Here is a 20,111-nt window from a genome sequence, read left to right as displayed (position 1 = left end):
TTGTACCTGTACAATGTTCCAGTGTTGAAGTGGCCTTACCGATGTAAATGTAAGCTAAGCCACGTTTTTATTAACAATATTTGCCAGGGACTTGTAGTTTTCATTTAGGCATGGCAATTCTATAATGATACGCATTATCTCAAGAGCAAATTCTGTCACTTCTTTTAATGAAGTGAATCGCTTAGTAACAGGACAGATTCCGCATGACTGATAACAATACCGCCCTAAAGAAAGCTGGCCTGAAAGTAACGCTTCCACGCTTAAAAATCCTGGAAGTTCTTCAGGAGCCGGACAACCATCACGTCAGTGCGGAAGATTTGTACAAACGTCTGATCGATATGGGTGAAGAAATTGGTCTGGCTACCGTATATCGCGTACTGAACCAGTTTGACGACGCCGGTATCGTCACCCGCCACAATTTTGAAGGCGGTAAATCCGTATTTGAACTGACCCAGCAACATCACCACGATCACCTGATCTGCCTCGATTGCGGCAAGGTTATCGAATTTAGTGATGAATCTATCGAAGCGCGTCAGCGTGAAATTGCCGCAAAACACGGCATTCGCCTGACTAACCATAGTCTCTATCTTTACGGTCACTGCGCCGAAGGCGATTGCCGCGAAGATGAGCACGCGCACGAAGGCAATTAAGTCAGCCTGAACGAGAAAAAGCCAACCTGCGGGTTGGCTTTTTTATAAAGAGAAATAAGAAAAGCGAGAGTTACAGCTCTCGCTTTTTGTTTTTTACTGCGTAGCGTTATTACTGCGAATTTCCTGCCAGACCTTATCACAATCGGCTTTCACCGCCTGATCATTACCGGTTTGCGTTGCCTGAATACACTGCTGATAATCCAGCACGCGCACACTTTCCTGCTCGGCAAACTGCTGATGTTGTTTCTCTTTCTTCAGCACGTTTAACACGCTCTGGCAGGCTTCAATTTTTTCCGGCGAGCCTTGTGCGGTATTAATACAGGCGCTGTACGCCTCTTTCAGACGACTATCTTCCTGTGGCGCGGTTGATTGCGCACAGGCCACCAACCCCGATGCCATCATGGCGATGAGAATCAGTTTCTTCATAGCAAATTCCTCAAACGTGCGGCAGGCGAAAAACCTGCCGCGTCGGACATCAGAAGATAGTGAATGGCGCGATAACCATAAACTTCACGTCACGCTCATCCTGGAAGATGTTGCCGTAACCGCCGCCCCAGCTCGGGATATCGGAGTGGTTATCGTATTCGGTGAAGTGCAGCTTGAACATCGTACCTTTGGCGCGACCATCCTGAAGGGTGTAGACCGCATCCAGGCTGTATGCAGACTCTTCAATAGTCCGGTTCTTGTCGTAGTACGCATCCGGGTTGCTCTGCCAGGTAGCGGGTTTGGCATCCCAGGCGTAAACGTAAGAAGCGCCGATGGCGAAACCTGGAAGATTCCAGTTTTTCAGATCATACATCGCGCCGAAGAAGACCGCTTTTTCGCCGTTGGCGTTAAAATCAGAACGGTTATCCCACCAGATATCCAGGCGGCCGTTAGAGGAAGCGTAGGTTGGGGTCATACGCTGTAAGAAGTACCCCTGCTGACCGTCAGCTTTCACCCAGGTGCCTTCCAGGCGCAAATCCACTACGTCAGCCGCCCGGTAGCCAAAGGTCAACGCCTGTAGCCAGGCGGTGCCGTCGTAAAGATCGTTGACGCTGCGATCGTCAACTTTATCGCGCGTACCGTAGAACTGGTAGCTGGTAGTTAGCGGGCTACCGGCGATATCAAATTTGTAGCTGGCTTTAGCAAAATACTGATCGATATACCCTTCAGCCTGACCAAATGCCGCTTCCAGCACGAGGTTATTTTTGAAATCGTACTTCGCCCCGAGGGAGTGCAGGTAATCAACTTTGGTGGTTTTATCGTTCTGATAAAACTCATCCATTTCCAGATGCCACGGCGCTTTATATTCGTTGGTCCACATGTAGGAGAAGCTCAACGCACCAGCATCACCGTAATCAAAATTAGCCCCGGCTTCCGCGCCCTGATAAGTACCCGGCATAAAGCTCCAGTGCGGCGCTAACAGCGTCTGACCGGTTGGCTGAATATAACCTGCTCTCGCCCACGCCGGACCGTATTTAAATTTGGCCGCTGCTTTATACAGGCTTATACCGCTTTTATCGCCTGACCAGTCTTCGTCATAGGCTTTATTACTTTTCGAAAAAGCGATTTCGTTCGGGTGTGAACTGTCGCCATTTTCCGCCATTTCAATCGCCGTAAACGCAGCAATATCAAGGCCGAACATATCCGCGGCATAACCAGACTGAAAATCGAGGTTGGCGTTCCAGGTGGAGTGAGAAAGGTTGGTTTTGTATTTGTCGCCGTCGGTAACATCTTTACGGTCACGTTCACGCTGCCAGTAATAGATACCGCCGGTTAAGGTTGAATCGTCGATAAATCCTTCGGCGTGAGCCTCCGGCATTGCCATAAAGCCCGACATTGCTGTAACACCGGCGATAGCCAGCGCCAGCGTACTACGTTTACCACTAAACGTACGCATGGGTTAATCCTCTTTGACGTATAAATTGCTGCACCAAGGGTGAACAGCGAAAAAATAAAAAATTAAAAAAGTAGCGTTGAGAAAAGTCTCGCTGACTACAGGAACAGACTATTTTTCGCGCCGCGAATTATCAATCTCTTTCTGTAACGAGAATGTAAGAACATGAGCAACCGCACATATTTTGATGATTTTTGTTACAAGGTTTAAATTTGTACCAGGAGAGCGCATAGAAGAAAAATATGCGGCTTTCCAGTGGGATGAAGGCAGTCGCATTCTATTAAATTATGGCTGGTGATTTTAAATTTGTTTTATGGATAAATTACAAAGCGGAATTAATTCGCGAAGAAAAGCAGAAAAAACGCCGCAGAGTGCGGCGTTTGGGATTGTTGACGAAGTGCACTTTGTTCATGCCGGATGCGGCGTGGACGCCTTATCCGGCAAAGTGGAACTTAACGTTACTCGCCAACCTTCGCCCAGGTATCACGCAGCCCAACGGTGCGGTTAAATACTGGTTTTTCCGCAGTGGAATGGCGACTGTCGAGACAGAAATAGCCTTCACGCTCAAACTGGAACGCTTTACCTGCTACCGCATCTTTCAGCGACGGTTCAGCAAAGCCCTGTTTGATCACCAGCGATTCCGGGTTAATCACCGACAGGAAATCATCCGCAGCGCCTGGATTCGGCACGCTGAACAGACGGTCATACAGACGGATTTCAACCGGTAGCGCATGTGCCGCACTTACCCAGTGGATAACGCCTTTGACCTTACGACCATCAGCCGGATCTTTGCTCAGGGTGTCAGCATCGTAAGTACAGAAGATAGTGGTGATATTGCCTTCAGCATCTTTCTCCACGCGTTCCGCTTTAATCACGTAAGCATTACGCAGACGCACTTCTTTACCCAGCACCAGACGTTTGTACTGTTTGTTGGCTTCTTCGCGGAAATCGGCACGATCGATCCAAATCTCAGCACTAAACGGCACCTGGCGGCTACCCATTTCCGGTTTGTTCGGATGGTTCGGCATGGTAACCATTTCGCCTTCGCCCTGATAGTTTTCGATAACCAGTTTTACTGGATCGATAACTGCCATTGCGCGAGGGGCGTTTTCGTTAAGATCTTCACGGATGCAGGATTCCAGCGACGCCATCTCAATAGTGTTGTCCTGCTTGGTCACGCCAATGCGTTTGCAGAACTCACGAATAGAAGCCGCGGTATAACCACGACGACGCAGACCGGAAATGGTCGGCATACGCGGATCGTCCCAGCCTTCTACGTGCTTGTCGGTCACCAACTGGTTCAGTTTACGCTTGGACATCACGGTGTATTCCAGATTCAGACGCGAGAATTCGTACTGGCGCGGATGAACAGGAATAGTGATGTTGTCCAGAACCCAGTCGTACAGACGACGGTTGTCCTGGAACTCCAGCGTACACAGAGAGTGGGTAATACCTTCCAACGCATCGCTGATGCAGTGGGTGAAGTCGTACATCGGGTAGATGCACCACTTGTTGCCGGTCTGATGATGTTCAGCAAACTTAATGCGATACAGCACCGGATCGCGCATCACGATAAACGGCGATGCCATGTCGATTTTCGCACGCAGGCAGGCTTTACCTTCTTCAAAACCGCCGGTACGCATCTTCTCGAACAGCGCCAGGTTCTCTTCAACGCTACGGTCGCGGTATGGGCTGTTTTTACCCGGCTGCGTCAGAGTGCCACGATATTCGCGGATTTGCTCTGGCGTCAGTTCATCAACATATGCCAGGCCTTTATTGATCAGTTCAACAGCATAGGCGTGGAGTTGATCAAAATAATCGGAGGAGTAACGGACGTTACCTGACCAGTGAAAACCTAACCACTCAACGTCGTTTTTGATCGACTCGACGTACTCGATATCTTCTTTTACCGGGTTGGTGTCGTCGAAACGCAGGTTGCACTGGCCTTTATAGTCCTGGGCGATCCCGAAGTTCAGGCAGATAGATTTCGCATGGCCAATATGCAGATAGCCATTCGGCTCCGGCGGGAAACGGGTGTGTACTGTGGTGTGCTTACCACTGGCCAGATCTTCATCGATGATCTGACGAATAAAGTTAGTCGGGCGGGCTTCAGCCTCACTCATCGTGGATTCCTCAAAGCGTAAACAACGTATAACGGCGTATGATCTTATAAGCGAGACAGGCTGACAACTGTTAGTTAGAGAAAATCGAAAAATCTAACAAAGATTATGGGGATGATTGATGAAAAAAAAAGCGGTAGAGAAGATCCCCACCGCTTGTCATTGTTGGATGCGACGCTTGACGCGTCTTATCCAACCTACGGGCCTGATAAGACGCGTCAAGCGTCGCATCAGGCATAAAGCCGATTACTTTTTGATTTCAAACAGCGGTGTTTGACCCGCTACGACGTGCCCCTGGGCTTTAATAACCAGGCCGCTGAAATCGTCGATATTGCTGCAAACAACCGGACTGATCATCGAGCGAGCGTTAGCGTTCAGGTAATCCAGATCCATTTCCAGAATCGGTTGCCCTGCGCTTACCTGCACGCCCTCTTCCACCAGACGTTTAAAACCTTTACCTTCCAGCGCCACAGTATCGATACCCATGTGGACTACGATTTCCGCGCCTTTTTCGGTTTCCAGGCAGAACGCGTGGTTGGTGTTGAAGATTTTCACGATAGTCCCTGCGGCTGGTGATACAACGATTTTATCCGTCGGTTTCACCGCCACACCGTCACCCACCGCTTTGCTGGCGAATGCTTCGTCTGGCACCTGATCCAGCGCCACAACATCACCAGTAATCGGTGATACCAGTTCAACGATAGACACTGCGTTTGGTACAGCCTGTGGTTTTGCTGCCGGAGCAGCGGTTGCCGGAGCGGCTTCAGCAGACGCTGCTGCTACCGGCCCACGGGCAACGACTTTCTTCATTGCATCACCGATAGATTCGGCTTTCGCACCGACAATCACCTGAATAGTCTGCTTGTTCAGTTTCACCACACCAGAAGCACCCAGACGTTTACACATCGCATCGTTGACGAGAGCTGAGTCAGCCACCGTCAGGCGCAGACGGGTAATACAGGCGTCAATCGCTTTCAGGTTGTCACTACCGCCAACCGCAGCAATATAGTTGGTCGCCAGTTGAGTCAGACCTTCTTCAGTGTTGCTGTTGGCTTCTTCAGTAACAATTTCGTCTTCTTTATCTTCACGACCTGGCGTTTTCAGGTTGAACAGGCGGATAACCACACTGAACACCACGAAGTAGATAGCGAAGAAAACAACGCCCATCACCAACAGCATCCAGACGTTCTGGCTGGCGGCCGGCAGGTTATACATCAACGCATAGTCGATGGCACCCGCAGAGAAGGAGAAGCCCGCGTGGATACCCAGCAACGTTGCGACAAACAGGCTGATGCCGGTCAGCAGTGCGTGCAGGAGGTACAGCAGCGGAGCGAGGAACATGAACAGGAATTCCAGCGGCTCAGTCACACCGGTCAGGAACGCGGTGATAGCCACGGAAAGCAGCATCCCACCAACCATCGGACGACGCTCTTTCGGCGCGGCAAAATACATCGCCAGCGCTGCCCCCGGCAAACCGAACATCATGATCGGGAAGAAGCCGGACATGAACATCCCCGCCGTGCCGTCACCCGCATAGAAGCGGTTGATATCGCCGTGGAATACAGCACCCGCCGCGTTGGTGAATTCACCAATCTGGAACCAGGCGATAGTGTTCAGCACCTGATGCAGACCCGTTGGGATCAGCAGACGGTTGATGAAACCAAAGATACCGGAACCCAGCGCGCCTGCAGAAACGATCCATTCGCCACCTGCATGAATAGCGTGCTGCACCGGCGGCCAGACATAACCAAAAATGGCTGCCAGCACCAGACAGAAGAAGCCAGTGGCAATCGGCACAAAGCGTTTACCGCCGAAGAAGCTCAGGAAGTCAGGCAGTTTAATCGCGGACCAACGGTTATAGGCTGCACCACCGACCAGACCGGTAATGATACCCGCCAGAACACCCATGTTAATTTCCGGGTTGATGGTTACCATCGCTTTGGTCAGTACAAAATACCCGACCGCCCCCGCCAGCGCCGCCGCGCCCGCGCTGTCTTTTGACCAACTGGATGCCACACCGATCGCGAAGATAAGCGCAAGGTTGTCAAAAATCGCACCGCCCGCCTGGGCAATAAACGCAACGTTAAGTAAATCTGGCTGGCCGAATCGCAGCAACAGTGCCGCCACCGGCAGCACCGCGATAGGGAGCTGTAACGCCCTACCGAGTCGCTGGAAAAACCCTAAAATATTCATCTTATTCCCCCTACGAGAACCCTATTTGGCTTGTTTAAAGCCGTATTTTTATTTTGCTGCAAACTGTACTGCCGATGTTCTGTAATCAGGTTGTTAGATCATCTGCTACAGAGTGTGTAAAAAATTAATTCGTACCGCAAATTAAACGCGTGTCTTTTGTGAGTTTTGTCACCAAATATCGTTATCATCACTCCCTTTTACTGGCTAAACCAGAAAACTTATTTTATCATTCAAAAAATCAGGTCGGATTGACGCCTGTCTGCGCAAATCCAGGTTACGCTTAAAGATGCCAAATCCGCCAACGGCTTAATTTTTCTTATCGAGGTGAATAATGAGACTGATCCCCCTGACTACTGCTGAACAGGTCGGCAAATGGGCTGCGCGCCATATCGTCAATCGCATCAATGCGTTCAAACCGACTGCCGATCGCCCGTTCGTGCTTGGCTTGCCGACCGGTGGCACACCGATGACCACCTATAAAGCGTTAGTCGAAATGCATAAAGCAGGCCAGGTCAGCTTTAAGCACGTTGTCACCTTCAACATGGACGAGTATGTCGGTCTGCCGAAAGAGCATCCGGAAAGCTACTACAGCTTTATGCACCGTAATTTCTTCGATCACGTTGATATTCCAGCAGAAAATATCAACCTTCTCAATGGCAACGCCCCGGATATCGACGCCGAATGCCGCCAGTATGAAGAAAAAATCCGCTCTTACGGTAAAATTCATCTGTTTATGGGCGGTGTAGGTAACGACGGTCATATTGCATTTAACGAACCAGCCTCTTCTCTCGCCTCTCGCACCCGTATCAAAACCCTGACACATGACACTCGCGTCGCAAACTCTCGTTTCTTTGATAATGATGTTAATCAGGTGCCAAAATATGCGCTGACCGTCGGTGTGGGTACACTGCTGGATGCCGAAGAAGTGATGATTCTGGTGCTGGGTAGCCAGAAAGCACTGGCACTGCAGGCGGCCGTTGAAGGTTGCGTTAACCACATGTGGACTATTAGCTGTCTGCAACTGCATCCGAAAGCGATCATGGTGTGTGATGAACCTTCGACCATGGAGCTGAAAGTTAAGACTTTAAGATATTTCAATGAATTAGAAGCAGAAAACATCAAAGGTCTGTAATTGTTATCCCTGCCCTGACGTTTCGTTCAGGGCTGTATTATTTTTGATATCGGGGGTCGGAATGTATGCATTAACCCAGGGCCGGATCTTTACCGGCCACGAATTTCTTGATGACCATGCGGTTGTTATCGCTGATGGCCTGATTAAAAGCGTCTGTCCAGTAGCGGAACTGCCGCCAGAGATTGAACAACGTTCACTGAACGGGGCCATTCTCTCCCCCGGTTTTATCGATGTGCAGTTAAACGGCTGCGGTGGCGTACAGTTCAACGATACTGCTGAAGCGGTCAGCGTGGAAACGCTGGAAATCATGCAGAAAGCCAATGAGAAATCAGGCTGTACTAACTACCTGCCGACGCTTATCACCACCAGCGATGAGCTGATGAAACAGGGTGTGCGCGTAATGCGCGAATACCTGGCAAAACATCCGAATCAGGCATTAGGTCTGCATCTGGAAGGTCCGTGGCTGAATCTGGTAAAAAAAGGCACTCATAATCCGAATTTCGTGCGTAAGCCCGATGCCGCGCTGGTCGATTTCCTTTGTGAAAATGCCGATGTTATTACCAAAGTCACACTAGCGCCGGAAATGGTGCCAACGGAAGTGATCAGTAAACTGGCAAATGCTGGTATTGTGGTTTCAGCCGGTCACTCCAACGCCACATTGAAAGAAGCGAAAGCCGGTTTCCGCGCGGGGATTACCTTTGCCACCCATCTGTACAATGCGATGCCGTATATTACGGGGCGTGAGCCGGGTCTGGCGGGCGCGATCCTCGACGAAGCTGACATTTATTGCGGTATTATTGCCGATGGCCTGCACGTTGATTACGCTAACATTCGCAACGCCAAACGTCTGAAAGGCGACAAACTGTGTCTGGTTACCGATGCGACTGCGCCAGCAGGTGCCAATATTGAACAGTTCATTTTTGCGGGTAAAACAATATACTACCGCAACGGACTTTGTGTGGATGAGAACGGTACGTTAAGTGGTTCATCCTTAACCATGATTGAAGGCGTGCGTAATCTGGTCGAACATTGTGGTATCGCACTGGATGAAGTGCTGCGTATGGCGTCGCTCTATCCGGCGCGTGCAATTGGCGTTGAGAAACGTCTCGGCACTCTCGCCGCAGGTAAAGTGGCCAACCTGACCGCATTCACACCTGATTTTAAAATCACCAGGACCATCGTTAACGGTAACGAGGTCGTAACTCAATAAGAGAAAGTATGACACCAGGCGGACAAGCTCAGATAGGTAATGTTGATCTCGTAAAACAGCTTAACAGCGCGGCGGTTTATCGCCTGATTGACCAGCATGGGCCAATCTCGCGAATTCAGATTGCCGAACAAAGCCAGCTTGCCCCCGCCAGCGTAACTAAAATTACGCGTCAGCTTATCGAACGCGGGTTGATCAAAGAAGTTGATCAGCAGGCCTCCACCGGAGGCCGCCGCGCAATCTCTATTGTCACCGAAACCCGCAATTTCCAGGCTATCGGCGTACGACTTGGTCGTCACGACGCTACCATCACCCTGTTTGATCTCAGCAGTAAAGTGCTGGCAGAAGAACATTACCCGCTGCCAGAGCGTACCCAGCAAACGCTGGAACATGCGCTCCTAAACGCCATCGCCCAGTTTATTGATGGCTACCAGCGCAAACTGCGAGAGTTAATCGCCATTTCGGTTATTCTGCCAGGGCTTGTCGACCCGGACAGCGGCAAAATTCATTACATGCCGCATATCCAGGTGGAAAACTGGGGGCTGGTAGAGGCTCTGGAAGAACGTTTTAAAGTGACCTGTTTTGTCGGTCACGATATCCGCAGTCTGGCGCTGGCAGAGCACTACTTCGGTGCAAGTCAGGATTGCGAAGACTCCATTCTGGTGCGCGTGCACCGCGGAACGGGTGCCGGAATCATCTCTAACGGGCGCATTTTTATCGGCCGCAACGGCAACGTTGGTGAAATTGGCCATATTCAGGTTGAACCGCTGGGTGAACGCTGCCACTGCGGAAATTTCGGTTGTCTGGAAACTATCGCTGCCAACGCCGCCATTGAACAACGAGTGTTGAATCTGTTAAAGCAGGGCTATCAGAGCCGCGTGCCGCTGGATGACTGCACCATCAAAACTATCTGTAAAGCCGCAAACAAAGGCGACAGTCTGGCGTCGGAAGTGATTGAGTATGTCGGTCGCCATCTGGGTAAAACCATCGCCATTGCCATCAACTTATTTAACCCGCAAAAAATTGTTATTGCCGGTGAGATCACCGAAGCCGATAAAGTGCTGCTGCCCGCCATTGAAAGCTGCATTAATACCCAGGCGTTGAAGGCGTTTCGCACTAATCTGCCGGTAGTGCGTTCCGAACTGGATCACCGCTCAGCAATCGGTGCTTTTGCACTGGTAAAACGCGCCATGCTCAACGGTATTTTGCTCCAGCATTTGCTGGAAAATTAATGTGCTTTTATAGTGGCGCTTATTGTTGTCAATATTCTGGGTAGTCCATGACCATTAAAAATGTAATTTGCGATATCGACGGCGTGCTGATGCACGATAACGTCGCCGTACCGGGTGCAGCGGAGTTTTTGCACGGGATTATGGATAAAGGCCTGCCGCTGGTGTTGCTGACCAACTATCCTTCGCAGACCGGGCAAGACCTGGCAAACCGCTTTGCCACTGCCGGTGTCGATGTGCCAGACAGTGTGTTTTATACCTCCGCGATGGCAACTGCCGATTTCCTGCGTCGACAGGAAGGCAAAAAAGCGTATGTAGTGGGCGAAGGCGCGCTGATCCATGAACTGTACAAAGCCGGTTTTACCATTACCGATGTTAATCCTGACTTTGTGATTGTTGGCGAAACGCGCTCATACAACTGGGACATGATGCATAAAGCGGCATATTTCGTCGCCAACGGCGCACGTTTTATCGCCACCAACCCGGATACTCACGGACGTGGTTTCTATCCGGCCTGTGGCGCATTGTGCGCGGGGATCGAGAAAATCTCCGGACGTAAACCGTTCTATGTTGGTAAACCCAGCCCGTGGATCATCCGTGCAGCATTAAACAAAATGCAGGCGCACTCGGAAGAAACGGTGATTGTTGGCGATAACCTGCGTACCGACATTCTGGCTGGCTTCCAGGCGGGTCTGGAGACGATTCTGGTGCTCTCTGGTGTTTCGTCGCTCGACGATATCGACAGTATGCCGTTCCGCCCTAGCTGGATTTACCCATCAGTCGCTGAAATCGACGTTATCTGAAAATCAACCACGTCTCAGGACGTGGTTGATTTTGATGACAAACGCCAAACTGCCTGAGGCGCTACGCTTATCAGGCCTACGCAGCTCCTGCAATATATTGAATTTTCATAATTTTGTAGGCCGGATAAGGCGTTTACGCCGCATCCGGCATGAACAAATCTCACTTTGTAAGCGATTTGGTTTCTGATCCCCCTGCAAAATATATCCATTCAATAAAATCTGCCAAAAATTATCGATCCATCAATAAACAGGTCACTGCACCCCACTCTTTTTCACTATTCATCAATCACCATTACGTTTTTTATTTTTTCACCGCCAAATCTCTTGCGCACATTGCTGCTTTGCGGCATTTTTTTAAACAAGCAAACACAACAAGCAGCAAACACCAGGTTAACGGAGAAGGTTATGTGTTCAATTTTTGGCGTATTCGATATCAAAACAGACGCAGTTGAGCTGCGGAAGAAAGCACTCGAGCTGTCACGCCTGATGCGTCATCGTGGCCCGGACTGGTCCGGTATTTATGCCAGCGATAATGCAATTCTCGCCCACGAACGTCTGTCAATTGTTGATGTTAACGCGGGTGCGCAGCCTCTCTACAATCAATCAAAAACCCACGTACTGGCAGTGAACGGGGAAATCTACAACCACCAGGCGCTGCGTGCTGAGTATGGCGATCGTTACCAGTTCCAGACTGGATCTGACTGCGAAGTGATCCTCGCGTTGTATCAGGAAAAAGGGGCGGAATTTCTCGACGATTTGCAGGGCATGTTTGCCTTTGCCCTGTACGACAGCGAAAAAGATGCATATCTGATTGGTCGCGACCATCTGGGGATCATCCCTCTGTATATGGGTTATGACGAACACGGCCAGCTATATGTGGCCTCAGAAATGAAAGCCCTGGTGCCGGTTTGCCGCACCATTAAAGAGTTCCCGGCAGGGAGCTATCTGTGGAGTCAGGACGGCGAAATCCGTTCTTATTATCACCGCGACTGGTTCGACTACGATGCGGTGAAAGATAACGTGACCGACAAAAACGAGCTGCGTCAGGCACTGGAAGATTCCGTTAAAAGCCACCTGATGTCTGACGTGCCTTACGGCGTGCTGCTCTCCGGTGGTCTGGATTCCTCAATTATTTCGGCTATCACCAAAAAATACGCCGCCCGCCGCGTGGAAGATCAGGAACGTTCAGAAGCCTGGTGGCCGCAATTGCACTCTTTTGCCGTGGGTCTGCCTGGTTCACCGGATCTGAAAGCGGCCCAGGAAGTGGCAAATCATCTGGGCACTGTGCATCACGAAATTCACTTCACCGTACAGGAAGGTCTCGATGCCATCCGCGACGTGATTTATCACATTGAAACGTATGATGTGACCACGATTCGCGCTTCAACGCCGATGTATTTAATGTCGCGTAAGATCAAGGCGATGGGCATTAAGATGGTACTGTCCGGTGAAGGTTCTGACGAAGTGTTTGGCGGTTATCTCTATTTCCACAAAGCGCCGAACGCCAAAGAGTTGCATGAAGAGACGGTGCGTAAGCTGCTGGCCCTGCATATGTATGACTGCGCACGCGCCAACAAAGCGATGTCGGCCTGGGGCGTGGAAGCACGCGTGCCGTTCCTTGACAAGAAATTCCTTGATGTAGCGATGCGCATTAATCCGCAGGACAAAATGTGCGGCAACGGCAAGATGGAAAAACACATCCTGCGTGAATGTTTTGAAGCGTATCTGCCCGCAAGTGTGGCCTGGCGGCAGAAAGAGCAGTTCTCAGATGGCGTCGGTTATAGCTGGATCGACACTCTGAAAGAAGTGGCGGCGCAGCAGGTTTCTGATCAACAGTTGGAAACGGCCCGCTTCCGCTTCCCATACAATACGCCGACCTCAAAAGAAGCGTATCTGTATCGCGAAATCTTTGAAGAACTGTTCCCGCTCCCAAGTGCCGCAGAGTGCGTACCAGGGGGGCCGTCCGTTGCCTGTTCTTCTGCCAAAGCGATTGAGTGGGATGAAGCGTTCAAGAAAATGGACGATCCATCGGGTCGTGCAGTCGGTGTTCACCAGTCGGCGTATAAATAAGACGTGTAATAATGCCCCGGAGAAATCCGGGGCAATTTCAGTTACTGGGGAACTTGTTGATTCTGATAGGCTGTGAGGAAATGTTCCGGATTTGCTACATCGCTGTCAGATAACTCATTACTGTAGGCGACTGACCAGGCTGCCGATTCATCCGGGATATGCAGGCTTCCATTTCCCTCTTTCAGGCGTAATAACTCAAAAGATTCGCCCTTGATTACAGCGGTATACGATTTCTCACCTTCCTGTAATGCTTTTACTTTACAGCGAAAAATCTGACCATCGATGTCATTATCAACATGAGATACCTGAACAAGGGCTTCATTTTCCGCTTTCGGCCCAATTCGCATCATCCAGACCACTGCTCCTTCCTGACCACGATAACCAAAGACATACTTACCAATTTCCGGTCGGGCTGTATCGGCAAACGCCGATTGCATAAGTAATAAAGCACTGACCAGCACCGTCATAAAACGCAACATATTATTCCCTCAATAAATCGCCTGAAGTGGTAGCAGAGATGCAGGCGTAGCGATCCCTGTTCTGTCCTGTTGCAACGGGTCAGTATTTCATAGATTAATTTCCCGCCGCTATTGTTGAATTCTGAATTTCACCCCGTATGACAAAAGAATGGCTGCAGGCTGTAGAAAAAACACAAAGTAAACAATAATTGACGAATATAGCGCCACGCTGTTCGCAACCTAACCAAACAGTCAATTTCAAGCAATTTTCCTTGAAAAAGAGGTTGACGCTGCATGGCTCTATACGCATAATGCGCCCCGCAACGCCGATAAGGTATCGCGAAAAAAAAGATGGCTACGTAGCTCAGTTGGTTAGAGCACATCACTCATAATGATGGGGTCACAGGTTCGAATCCCGTCGTAGCCACCATCTTTTTTTGCGGGAGTGGCGAAATTGGTAGACGCACCAGATTTAGGTTCTGGCGCCGCAAGGTGTGCGAGTTCAAGTCTCGCCTCCCGCACCATTCACCAGAAAGCGTTGTACGGATGGGGTATCGCCAAGCGGTAAGGCACCGGTTTTTGATACCGGCATTCCCTGGTTCGAATCCAGGTACCCCAGCCATCGAAGAAATAATCTGGCTACGTAGCTCAGTTGGTTAGAGCACATCACTCATAATGATGGGGTCACAGGTTCGAATCCCGTCGTAGCCACCAAATTCTGAATGTGTCGAACAGGTTCGGCAAGTTCAAAAAAATTTGTTGGGGTATCGCCAAGCGGTAAGGCACCGGATTCTGATTCCGGCATTCCGAGGTTCGAATCCTCGTACCCCAGCCACATTAAAAAAGCTCGCTTCGGCGGGCTTTTTGCTTTTCTGCGTTTATTCAATATCGAATGCGATGTTGGCACGCCTTACCCTACGAAGTCGGATGCGACGCTGCCGCGTCTTATCCGACCTACGGTTAGCATGCATCCGGCAATGTTGTGAGGCTACAACCCTAACGCATATTTCAGCGCCTGACGTTTCAAGACGCCAGCACGTTCCGCCGCCATCAAACCAAGATTACGTACAAAACGCAGTGGCGGCAGATTATTGCTGAATCCGGCATAAAACAGATCCATACCGCTTTGCATAATGAAGTTATCCGCCATGCGACGCATCTGGTAACGCTTGAGGATTGGATAACTGGCCCACGCTTCGCCATGACTGCGCGCGCTCACCAGAACGTCAATCAGAGCATCAACATCGCGATAACCAAGATTCACGCCCTGCCCCGCCAGCGGATGAATGGTGTGCGCCGCATCGCCCACCAGTGCCAGACCTGGCTGAACATATTGCAATGCATGACGACGCGTCAGTGGAAACGCCCCCGCAGCAAGCGGCGTCACATAACCGAGACGCGACGGGAAATGTTTCGCGATTTCCGCCTGTAACTGCGCCATATTCATATTCTGTAACTGGCGAATGCGCGCCGGAGAGTCATACCACACCAGCGACGCCCAGTGATCAAACAACGGCAGGAAAGCACGCGGCCCGTCAGGTGTAAACTGCTGCCAGGTGCTGTCGCCAGGATCATTCTCGCACCGCACGCTAATCAACATACACGACTGCGCATACTGCCAGGCATGAACGCCAATTCCCGCCATCTGCCGCACCTGTGAATTTGCCCCATCGGCACCAATCACCAGCTTCGCGCGGATCACTTCTCCGCCCTTCAGCTCCAGCTCCTGAAGATCATTATCACGATGCAACGCAATCAGCGAGGCCGGTACACGTAGCGTCACGTTCGGATGCGTCTCCAGTGCCTGCCACAACGCCTGTTGCAGAACGGTGTTTTCCACCATATAGCCAAGCAACGGTAGCTTAAGTTCAGCGGCGTCAAACACCACATGCGCCGTTTCCCACTCCCACGTTTCCAGTCTGCGATAAGGATGGCAACGCATAGCCTGTACCGCATCCCAGACACCTGAACCTTTAAGCAATGATACCGACGCAGCGCTAATCGCTGAAATACGCACGTCAGGCTGGCTGTCCTCTACAAACGGCGCAGGTTCAGCGTGTTCAATAACCGTTACCGAAAATCCGTGCTGCGCCAGTCCCAGCGCCAGTGCGCCGCCGACCATTCCTCCGCCGACAATGGCAATTTCCGTTGGTTGATTTGTCATGGTCAATCATCCTGTTAGCAATATGCTTTAAGTTTACAGGATTTTTACCCCCAAGGGCTGATAACGCTCATACTGGTCACAACGGCAGCAAAGCATTACACTATGCGCCCTGCATTCCTGGCTACTATTTCGCAAGAGCAAGTCGATGACCAAAAAACTCCATATTAAAACCTGGGGCTGTCAGATGAACGAATACGATTCATCGAAGATGGCCGATCTGCTGGATGCCACCCACGGCTATCAACTGACCGACGTGGCGGAAGAAGCGGATGTGCTGCTGCTGAACACCTGCTCAATCCGCGAGAAGGCTCAGGAAAAAGTCTTCCATCAGTTGGGTCGCTGGAAACTGTTAAAAGAGAAGAATCCGGACCTGATTATCGGTGTTGGCGGCTGCGTGGCTTCGCAGGAAGGCGACCACATTCGTCAACGCGCCCACTACGTCGATATTATTTTTGGGCCGCAAACGCTGCACCGTCTGCCGGAGATGATCAACTCCGTGCGCGGAAACCGCAGCCCGGTCGTAGATATCAGCTTCCCGGAAATCGAGAAGTTTGACCGTCTGCCAGAACCGCGCGCCGAAGGACCAACCGCGTTTGTCTCCATCATGGAAGGTTGCAATAAATATTGCACCTACTGCGTGGTGCCTTACACCCGTGGTGAAGAGGTAAGCCGTCCATCCGACGATATTCTGTTTGAGATTGCCCAGCTTGCCGCTCAGGGCGTGCGTGAAGTCAATCTGCTCGGTCAGAACGTGAACGCCTGGCGCGGTGAGAACTACGACGGCACCACCGGCTCGTTTGCCGATCTGCTGCGTCTGGTTGCCGCTATCGACGGGATCGATCGTATTCGCTTTACCACCAGCCATCCGATCGAATTTACCGACGATATCATCGAGGTTTATCGCGATACGCCAGAACTGGTGAGCTTCCTGCACCTGCCGGTACAGAGCGGTTCCGATCGCATCCTCAACCTGATGGGCCGTACCCACACGGCGCTGGAATACAAGGCGATCATCCGTAAATTGCGTGCGGCGCGTCCGGATATTCAGATCAGTTCTGACTTCATCGTTGGCTTCCCTGGCGAAACCACCGAAGACTTTGAGAAAACCATGAAGCTGATTGCCGACGTCAATTTCGACATGAGCTATAGCTTCATCTTCTCCGCACGTCCGGGTACGCCAGCCGCCGATATGGTTGATGATGTTCCGGAAGAAGAGAAGAAGCAGCGTCTGTATATTCTGCAAGAACGTATCAATCAGCAAGCGATGGCATGGAGCCGCCGGATGCTCGGCACCACCCAGCGTATTCTGGTGGAAGGTACTTCGCGTAAGAACATCATGGAACTTTCCGGGCGTACCGAAAATAACCGCGTGGTCAATTTCGAAGGCACGCCGGATATGATCGGTAAATTCGTCGATGTGGAAATTACCGACGTTTACCCGAACTCCCTGCGCGGTAAAGTGGTACGTACCGAAGAGGAAATGGGTCTGCGCGTGGCAGAGGCTCCGGAATCAGTGATTGCCCGTACCCGCAAAGAAAACGACCTTGGCGTGGGTTATTATCAGCCGTAATTCTCAGGCCCGCCGTTCCGGTGGGCCTTGTTTTTTCTCTCTTTATCCCCATTTTTATCGCAATGCTTGCGCCTTTTTCCTGTGGCGTGAATAATTTCCTTATAGGCCGGTGAATGTTCAGCTTCCGGCGGCATACAAATAAGAGGAACGGTTTGAACATAGACACTCGCGAAATCACCCTGGAGCCAGCAGACAACGCGCGTCTGTTGAGCCTGTGCGGCCCGTTTGATGACAACATCAAGCAACTCGAACGCCGTCTCGGCATCGAAATCAATCGCCGCGATAACCACTTTAAACTGACCGGTCGTCCGATTTGCGTCACTGCCGCGGCAGACATTCTGCGCAGCCTGTATGTCGATACTGCCCCAATGCGCGGTCAGATCCAGGATATCGAACCGGAGCAGATCCACCTTGCGATTAAAGAAGCGCGAGTGCTGGAACAAAGTGCGGAGAGCGTGCCGGAGTACGGCAAAGCGGTCAATATCAAGACCAAACGCGGGGTCATTAAACCACGCACACCGAACCAGGCGCAGTACATCGCCCATATTCTTGACCATGACATCACCTTCGGCGTGGGTCCGGCGGGTACGGGTAAAACCTACCTGGCAGTGGCTGCGGCGGTTGATGCGCTGGAACGTCAGGAAATCCGTCGTATTCTGCTGACCCGTCCGGCAGTAGAAGCTGGTGAAAAATTAGGTTTTCTGCCCGGCGATTTAAGCCAGAAAGTAGACCCGTATCTGCGCCCGCTATACGACGCGCTGTTCGAAATGCTTGGCTTTGAAAAAGTCGAGAAACTGATTGAGCGCAACGTTATTGAAGTCGCGCCGCTGGCCTATATGCGTGGTCGAACACTGAACGACGCATTTATCATTCTTGATGAGAGCCAGAACACCACCATCGAACAGATGAAGATGTTCCTGACCCGTATCGGTTTTAACTCAAAAGCGGTTATCACCGGCGACGTCACGCAGATCGACCTGCCGCGTAATACCAAATCGGGTCTGCGCCACGCCATCGAAGTGCTGGCCGATGTCGAAGAGATCAGCTTTAACTTCTTCCACAGCGAAGACGTTGTTCGTCACCCGGTAGTGGCGCGTATCGTTAACGCCTATGAAGCCTGGGAAGAAGCCGAACAAAAACGTAAAGCGGCGCTGGCGGCAGAGCGCAAGCGTGAAGAACAGGAACAAAAATGAGTCAGGTGATCCTCGATTTACAACTGGCCTGTGAAGATAATTCCGGGCTACCGGAAGAGAGCCAGTTTCAGACATGGCTGAATGCGGTGATCCCGCAGTTTCAGGAAGAATCAGAAGTGACTATTCGCCTGGTCGATACCGCCGAAAGCCACAGTCTGAATCTGACCTATCGCGGTAAAGATAAGCCGACCAACGTGCTTTCCTTCCCATTTGAAGTGCCGCCTGGCATGGAGATGTCGCTGCTGGGCGATCTGGTTATCTGCCGTCAGGTGGTTGAGAAAGAAGCGCAGGAACAAGGTAAACCACTGGAGGCGCACTGGGCGCATATGGTGGTGCACGGCAGTCTGCATTTGTTAGGTTACGATCACATCGAAGATGACGAAGCAGAAGAGATGGAAGCCCTCGAAACAGAGATTATGCTTGCTCTGGGCTATGAGGATCCGTACATTGCCGAGAAAGAATAATTTGCCGGGCATTTGACTGGCAGACGTCCCCGCCGTTGGTAAGTAACGACGGTGTTTTGATTAACTAACATGAGAACCCATACGACGCCATGAGCGACGACAATTCACACAGTAGTGACACGATAAGCAACAAGAAGGGATTTTTCTCCCTGTTACTCAGCCAACTTTTCCACGGTGAACCGAAAAACCGTGACGAACTGCTGGCGCTGATCCGTGATTCCGGGCAGAACGACCTTATCGACGAAGATACGCGCGATATGCTCGAAGGGGTAATGGACATCGCAGACCAACGCGTTCGCGACATCATGATCCCGCGCTCCCAGATGATTACTCTGAAACGCAACCAGACGCTGGATGAATGCCTTGATGTCATCATCGAGTCTGCCCACTCGCGTTTCCCGGTGATCAGCGAGGATAAAGATCACATTGAAGGGATTCTGATGGCGAAAGACTTGCTGCCGTTTATGCGCAGCGATGCTGAAGCCTTCAGCATGGACAAAGTGTTACGTCAGGCGGTTGTCGTTCCTGAAAGTAAGCGCGTAGACCGGATGCTGAAAGAGTTTCGCTCTCAGCGATACCACATGGCGATCGTCATTGACGAATTCGGCGGTGTTTCCGGTCTGGTGACCATTGAAGACATCCTGGAACTGATTGTTGGTGAGATTGAAGACGAGTATGACGAAGAAGATGATATCGACTTCCGTCAACTTAGCCGTCACACCTGGACCGTGCGTGCGCTGGCTTCCATCGAAGATTTCAACGAAGCGTTCGGCACCCACTTTAGCGATGAAGAGGTCGATACCATCGGTGGTCTGGTGATGCAGGCGTTTGGGCATCTTCCGGCGCGTGGCGAAACCATCGACATCGACGGTTACCAGTTCAAAGTGGCGATGGCCGACAGTCGGCGTATTATTCAGGTTCATGTCAAAATCCCGGATGACTCACCCCAGCCGAAGCTGGATGAATAAAACCGAAACTG

General features: G+C 51.1%; 17 protein-coding genes and 5 tRNA genes. 16 read left to right on the top strand and 6 right to left on the bottom strand.

Going from position 1 to position 20,111, the window contains the following annotated elements:
- The first annotated feature begins 124 nt into the window (after nt 1–124).
- The gene (gene uof, locus A1WG_RS0122175; protein WP_010380762.1) at nt 125–211 is read left to right on the top strand and encodes a fur leader peptide; all 87 of its coding nucleotides are present in this window, start codon (nt 125–127) and stop codon (nt 209–211) included.
- A complete protein-coding gene (gene fur, locus A1WG_RS05970) occupies nt 204–650 on the top strand; it encodes a ferric iron uptake transcriptional regulator (RefSeq protein WP_000131707.1) in 447 nt (148 codons plus the stop codon). The genes uof and fur overlap by 8 nt, the downstream gene beginning before the upstream one ends.
- 93 nt (nt 651–743) lie before the next feature.
- On the opposite strand, the gene chiQ is transcribed toward fur, so the two are convergent.
- The 4 genes from chiQ to nagE all read right to left on the bottom strand — a co-directional run bounded on the left by chiQ (nt 744) and on the right by nagE (nt 6,842).
- Nucleotides 744–1,076, bottom strand: coding sequence for a ChiQ/YbfN family lipoprotein (gene chiQ, locus A1WG_RS05975; protein ID WP_001515975.1), 333 nt, complete (start codon nt 1,074–1,076; stop codon nt 744–746).
- A gap of 49 nt (nt 1,077–1,125) precedes the next feature.
- Nucleotides 1,126–2,532 carry a chitoporin ChiP gene (chiP, locus tag A1WG_RS05980; RefSeq protein ID WP_001258812.1) on the bottom strand — a complete coding sequence of 469 codons (1,407 nt, stop codon included), beginning with the start codon at nt 2,530–2,532 and terminating at the stop codon, nt 1,126–1,128.
- Between the two features lie 455 nt (nt 2,533–2,987).
- On the bottom strand, nt 2,988–4,652 hold the full coding sequence (gene glnS, locus A1WG_RS05985; protein WP_001287173.1) for a glutamine--tRNA ligase: 1,665 nt from the start codon (nt 4,650–4,652) through the stop codon (nt 2,988–2,990).
- Between the two features lie 243 nt (nt 4,653–4,895).
- The gene (gene nagE, locus A1WG_RS05990) at nt 4,896–6,842 is read right to left on the bottom strand and encodes a PTS N-acetyl glucosamine transporter subunit IIABC (protein ID WP_001515974.1); all 1,947 of its coding nucleotides are present in this window, start codon (nt 6,840–6,842) and stop codon (nt 4,896–4,898) included.
- A 331-nt stretch (nt 6,843–7,173) separates the two neighbouring features.
- Between nagE and nagB the strand changes: the two genes are divergently transcribed.
- From nagB to asnB, 5 genes are all read left to right on the top strand, one after another.
- Nucleotides 7,174–7,974, top strand: a complete 801-nt coding sequence (gene nagB / locus A1WG_RS05995; RefSeq protein ID WP_001237072.1) for a glucosamine-6-phosphate deaminase — start codon at nt 7,174–7,176, stop codon at nt 7,972–7,974.
- 61 nt (nt 7,975–8,035) lie between these two features.
- On the top strand, nt 8,036–9,184 hold the full coding sequence (gene nagA / locus A1WG_RS06000) for an N-acetylglucosamine-6-phosphate deacetylase (RefSeq protein WP_001515973.1): 1,149 nt from the start codon (nt 8,036–8,038) through the stop codon (nt 9,182–9,184).
- 8 nt (nt 9,185–9,192) lie between these two features.
- On the top strand, nt 9,193–10,413 hold the full coding sequence (gene nagC / locus A1WG_RS06005) for a DNA-binding transcriptional regulator NagC (RefSeq protein WP_000187581.1): 1,221 nt from the start codon (nt 9,193–9,195) through the stop codon (nt 10,411–10,413).
- Nucleotides 10,414–10,460: 47 nt separating this feature from the next.
- On the top strand, nt 10,461–11,213 hold the full coding sequence (nagD, locus tag A1WG_RS06010; RefSeq protein ID WP_000153129.1) for a ribonucleotide monophosphatase NagD: 753 nt from the start codon (nt 10,461–10,463) through the stop codon (nt 11,211–11,213).
- 405 nt (nt 11,214–11,618) lie between these two features.
- Nucleotides 11,619–13,283 (top strand): asparagine synthase B, encoded by a 1,665-nt coding sequence (gene asnB, locus A1WG_RS06015; RefSeq protein ID WP_000337102.1) that lies wholly within the window; start codon nt 11,619–11,621, stop codon nt 13,281–13,283.
- A 41-nt stretch (nt 13,284–13,324) separates the two neighbouring features.
- Here the strand turns inward: asnB and A1WG_RS06020 are convergent, their stop codons facing one another.
- Entirely contained in the window at nt 13,325–13,762 is a 438-nt protein-coding gene (locus A1WG_RS06020; RefSeq protein ID WP_000943492.1) for a hypothetical protein, read from the bottom strand.
- Nucleotides 13,763–14,094: 332 nt separating this feature from the next.
- Between A1WG_RS06020 and A1WG_RS06025 the strand changes: the two genes are divergently transcribed.
- The 5 genes from A1WG_RS06025 to A1WG_RS06045 all read left to right on the top strand — a co-directional run bounded on the left by A1WG_RS06025 (nt 14,095) and on the right by A1WG_RS06045 (nt 14,576).
- Nucleotides 14,095–14,171: transfer RNA gene (locus tag A1WG_RS06025), tRNA-Met, on the top strand.
- A 9-nt stretch (nt 14,172–14,180) separates the two neighbouring features.
- Nucleotides 14,181–14,265 (top strand) — tRNA-Leu (locus tag A1WG_RS06030).
- Between the two features lie 23 nt (nt 14,266–14,288).
- Nucleotides 14,289–14,363, top strand: a tRNA-Gln gene (locus A1WG_RS06035).
- Nucleotides 14,364–14,378: 15 nt separating this feature from the next.
- A tRNA-Met gene (locus A1WG_RS06040) sits at nt 14,379–14,455 on the top strand.
- Nucleotides 14,456–14,501: 46 nt separating this feature from the next.
- Nucleotides 14,502–14,576 (top strand) — tRNA-Gln (locus A1WG_RS06045).
- A gap of 153 nt (nt 14,577–14,729) precedes the next feature.
- On the opposite strand, the gene ubiF is transcribed toward A1WG_RS06045, so the two are convergent.
- Nucleotides 14,730–15,905 (bottom strand): 3-demethoxyubiquinol 3-hydroxylase, encoded by a 1,176-nt coding sequence (gene ubiF / locus A1WG_RS06050; RefSeq protein WP_000184597.1) that lies wholly within the window; start codon nt 15,903–15,905, stop codon nt 14,730–14,732.
- Nucleotides 15,906–16,050: 145 nt separating this feature from the next.
- On the opposite strand from ubiF, the gene miaB reads away from it, so the two are divergent.
- The 4 genes from miaB (at nt 16,051) to corC (ending at nt 20,100) form a co-directional block, all read left to right on the top strand.
- On the top strand, nt 16,051–17,475 hold the full coding sequence (gene miaB, locus A1WG_RS06055) for a tRNA (N6-isopentenyl adenosine(37)-C2)-methylthiotransferase MiaB (protein WP_001515972.1): 1,425 nt from the start codon (nt 16,051–16,053) through the stop codon (nt 17,473–17,475).
- A gap of 152 nt (nt 17,476–17,627) precedes the next feature.
- Complete coding sequence (locus A1WG_RS06060) at nt 17,628–18,668, top strand: PhoH family protein (protein WP_024191850.1); 1,041 nt, start codon at nt 17,628–17,630, stop codon at nt 18,666–18,668.
- Complete coding sequence (gene ybeY / locus A1WG_RS06065; RefSeq protein WP_000084457.1) at nt 18,665–19,132, top strand: rRNA maturation RNase YbeY; 468 nt, start codon at nt 18,665–18,667, stop codon at nt 19,130–19,132. Before A1WG_RS06060 ends, ybeY begins: the two co-directional genes overlap by 4 nt.
- Before the next feature lie 89 nt (nt 19,133–19,221).
- The gene (gene corC, locus A1WG_RS06070; RefSeq protein WP_001278605.1) at nt 19,222–20,100 is read left to right on the top strand and encodes a CNNM family magnesium/cobalt transport protein CorC; all 879 of its coding nucleotides are present in this window, start codon (nt 19,222–19,224) and stop codon (nt 20,098–20,100) included.
- The last annotated feature ends 11 nt before the right edge of the window (nt 20,101–20,111 follow it).

Origin of the sequence: Escherichia sp. KTE96 (assembly GCF_000408525.1) — a bacterium.
Classification (GTDB): domain Bacteria; phylum Pseudomonadota; class Gammaproteobacteria; order Enterobacterales; family Enterobacteriaceae; genus Escherichia; species Escherichia marmotae.
Note: the sequence above shows the minus strand (reverse complement) of the source record. Positions and strands in the feature narration are given on the sequence as shown.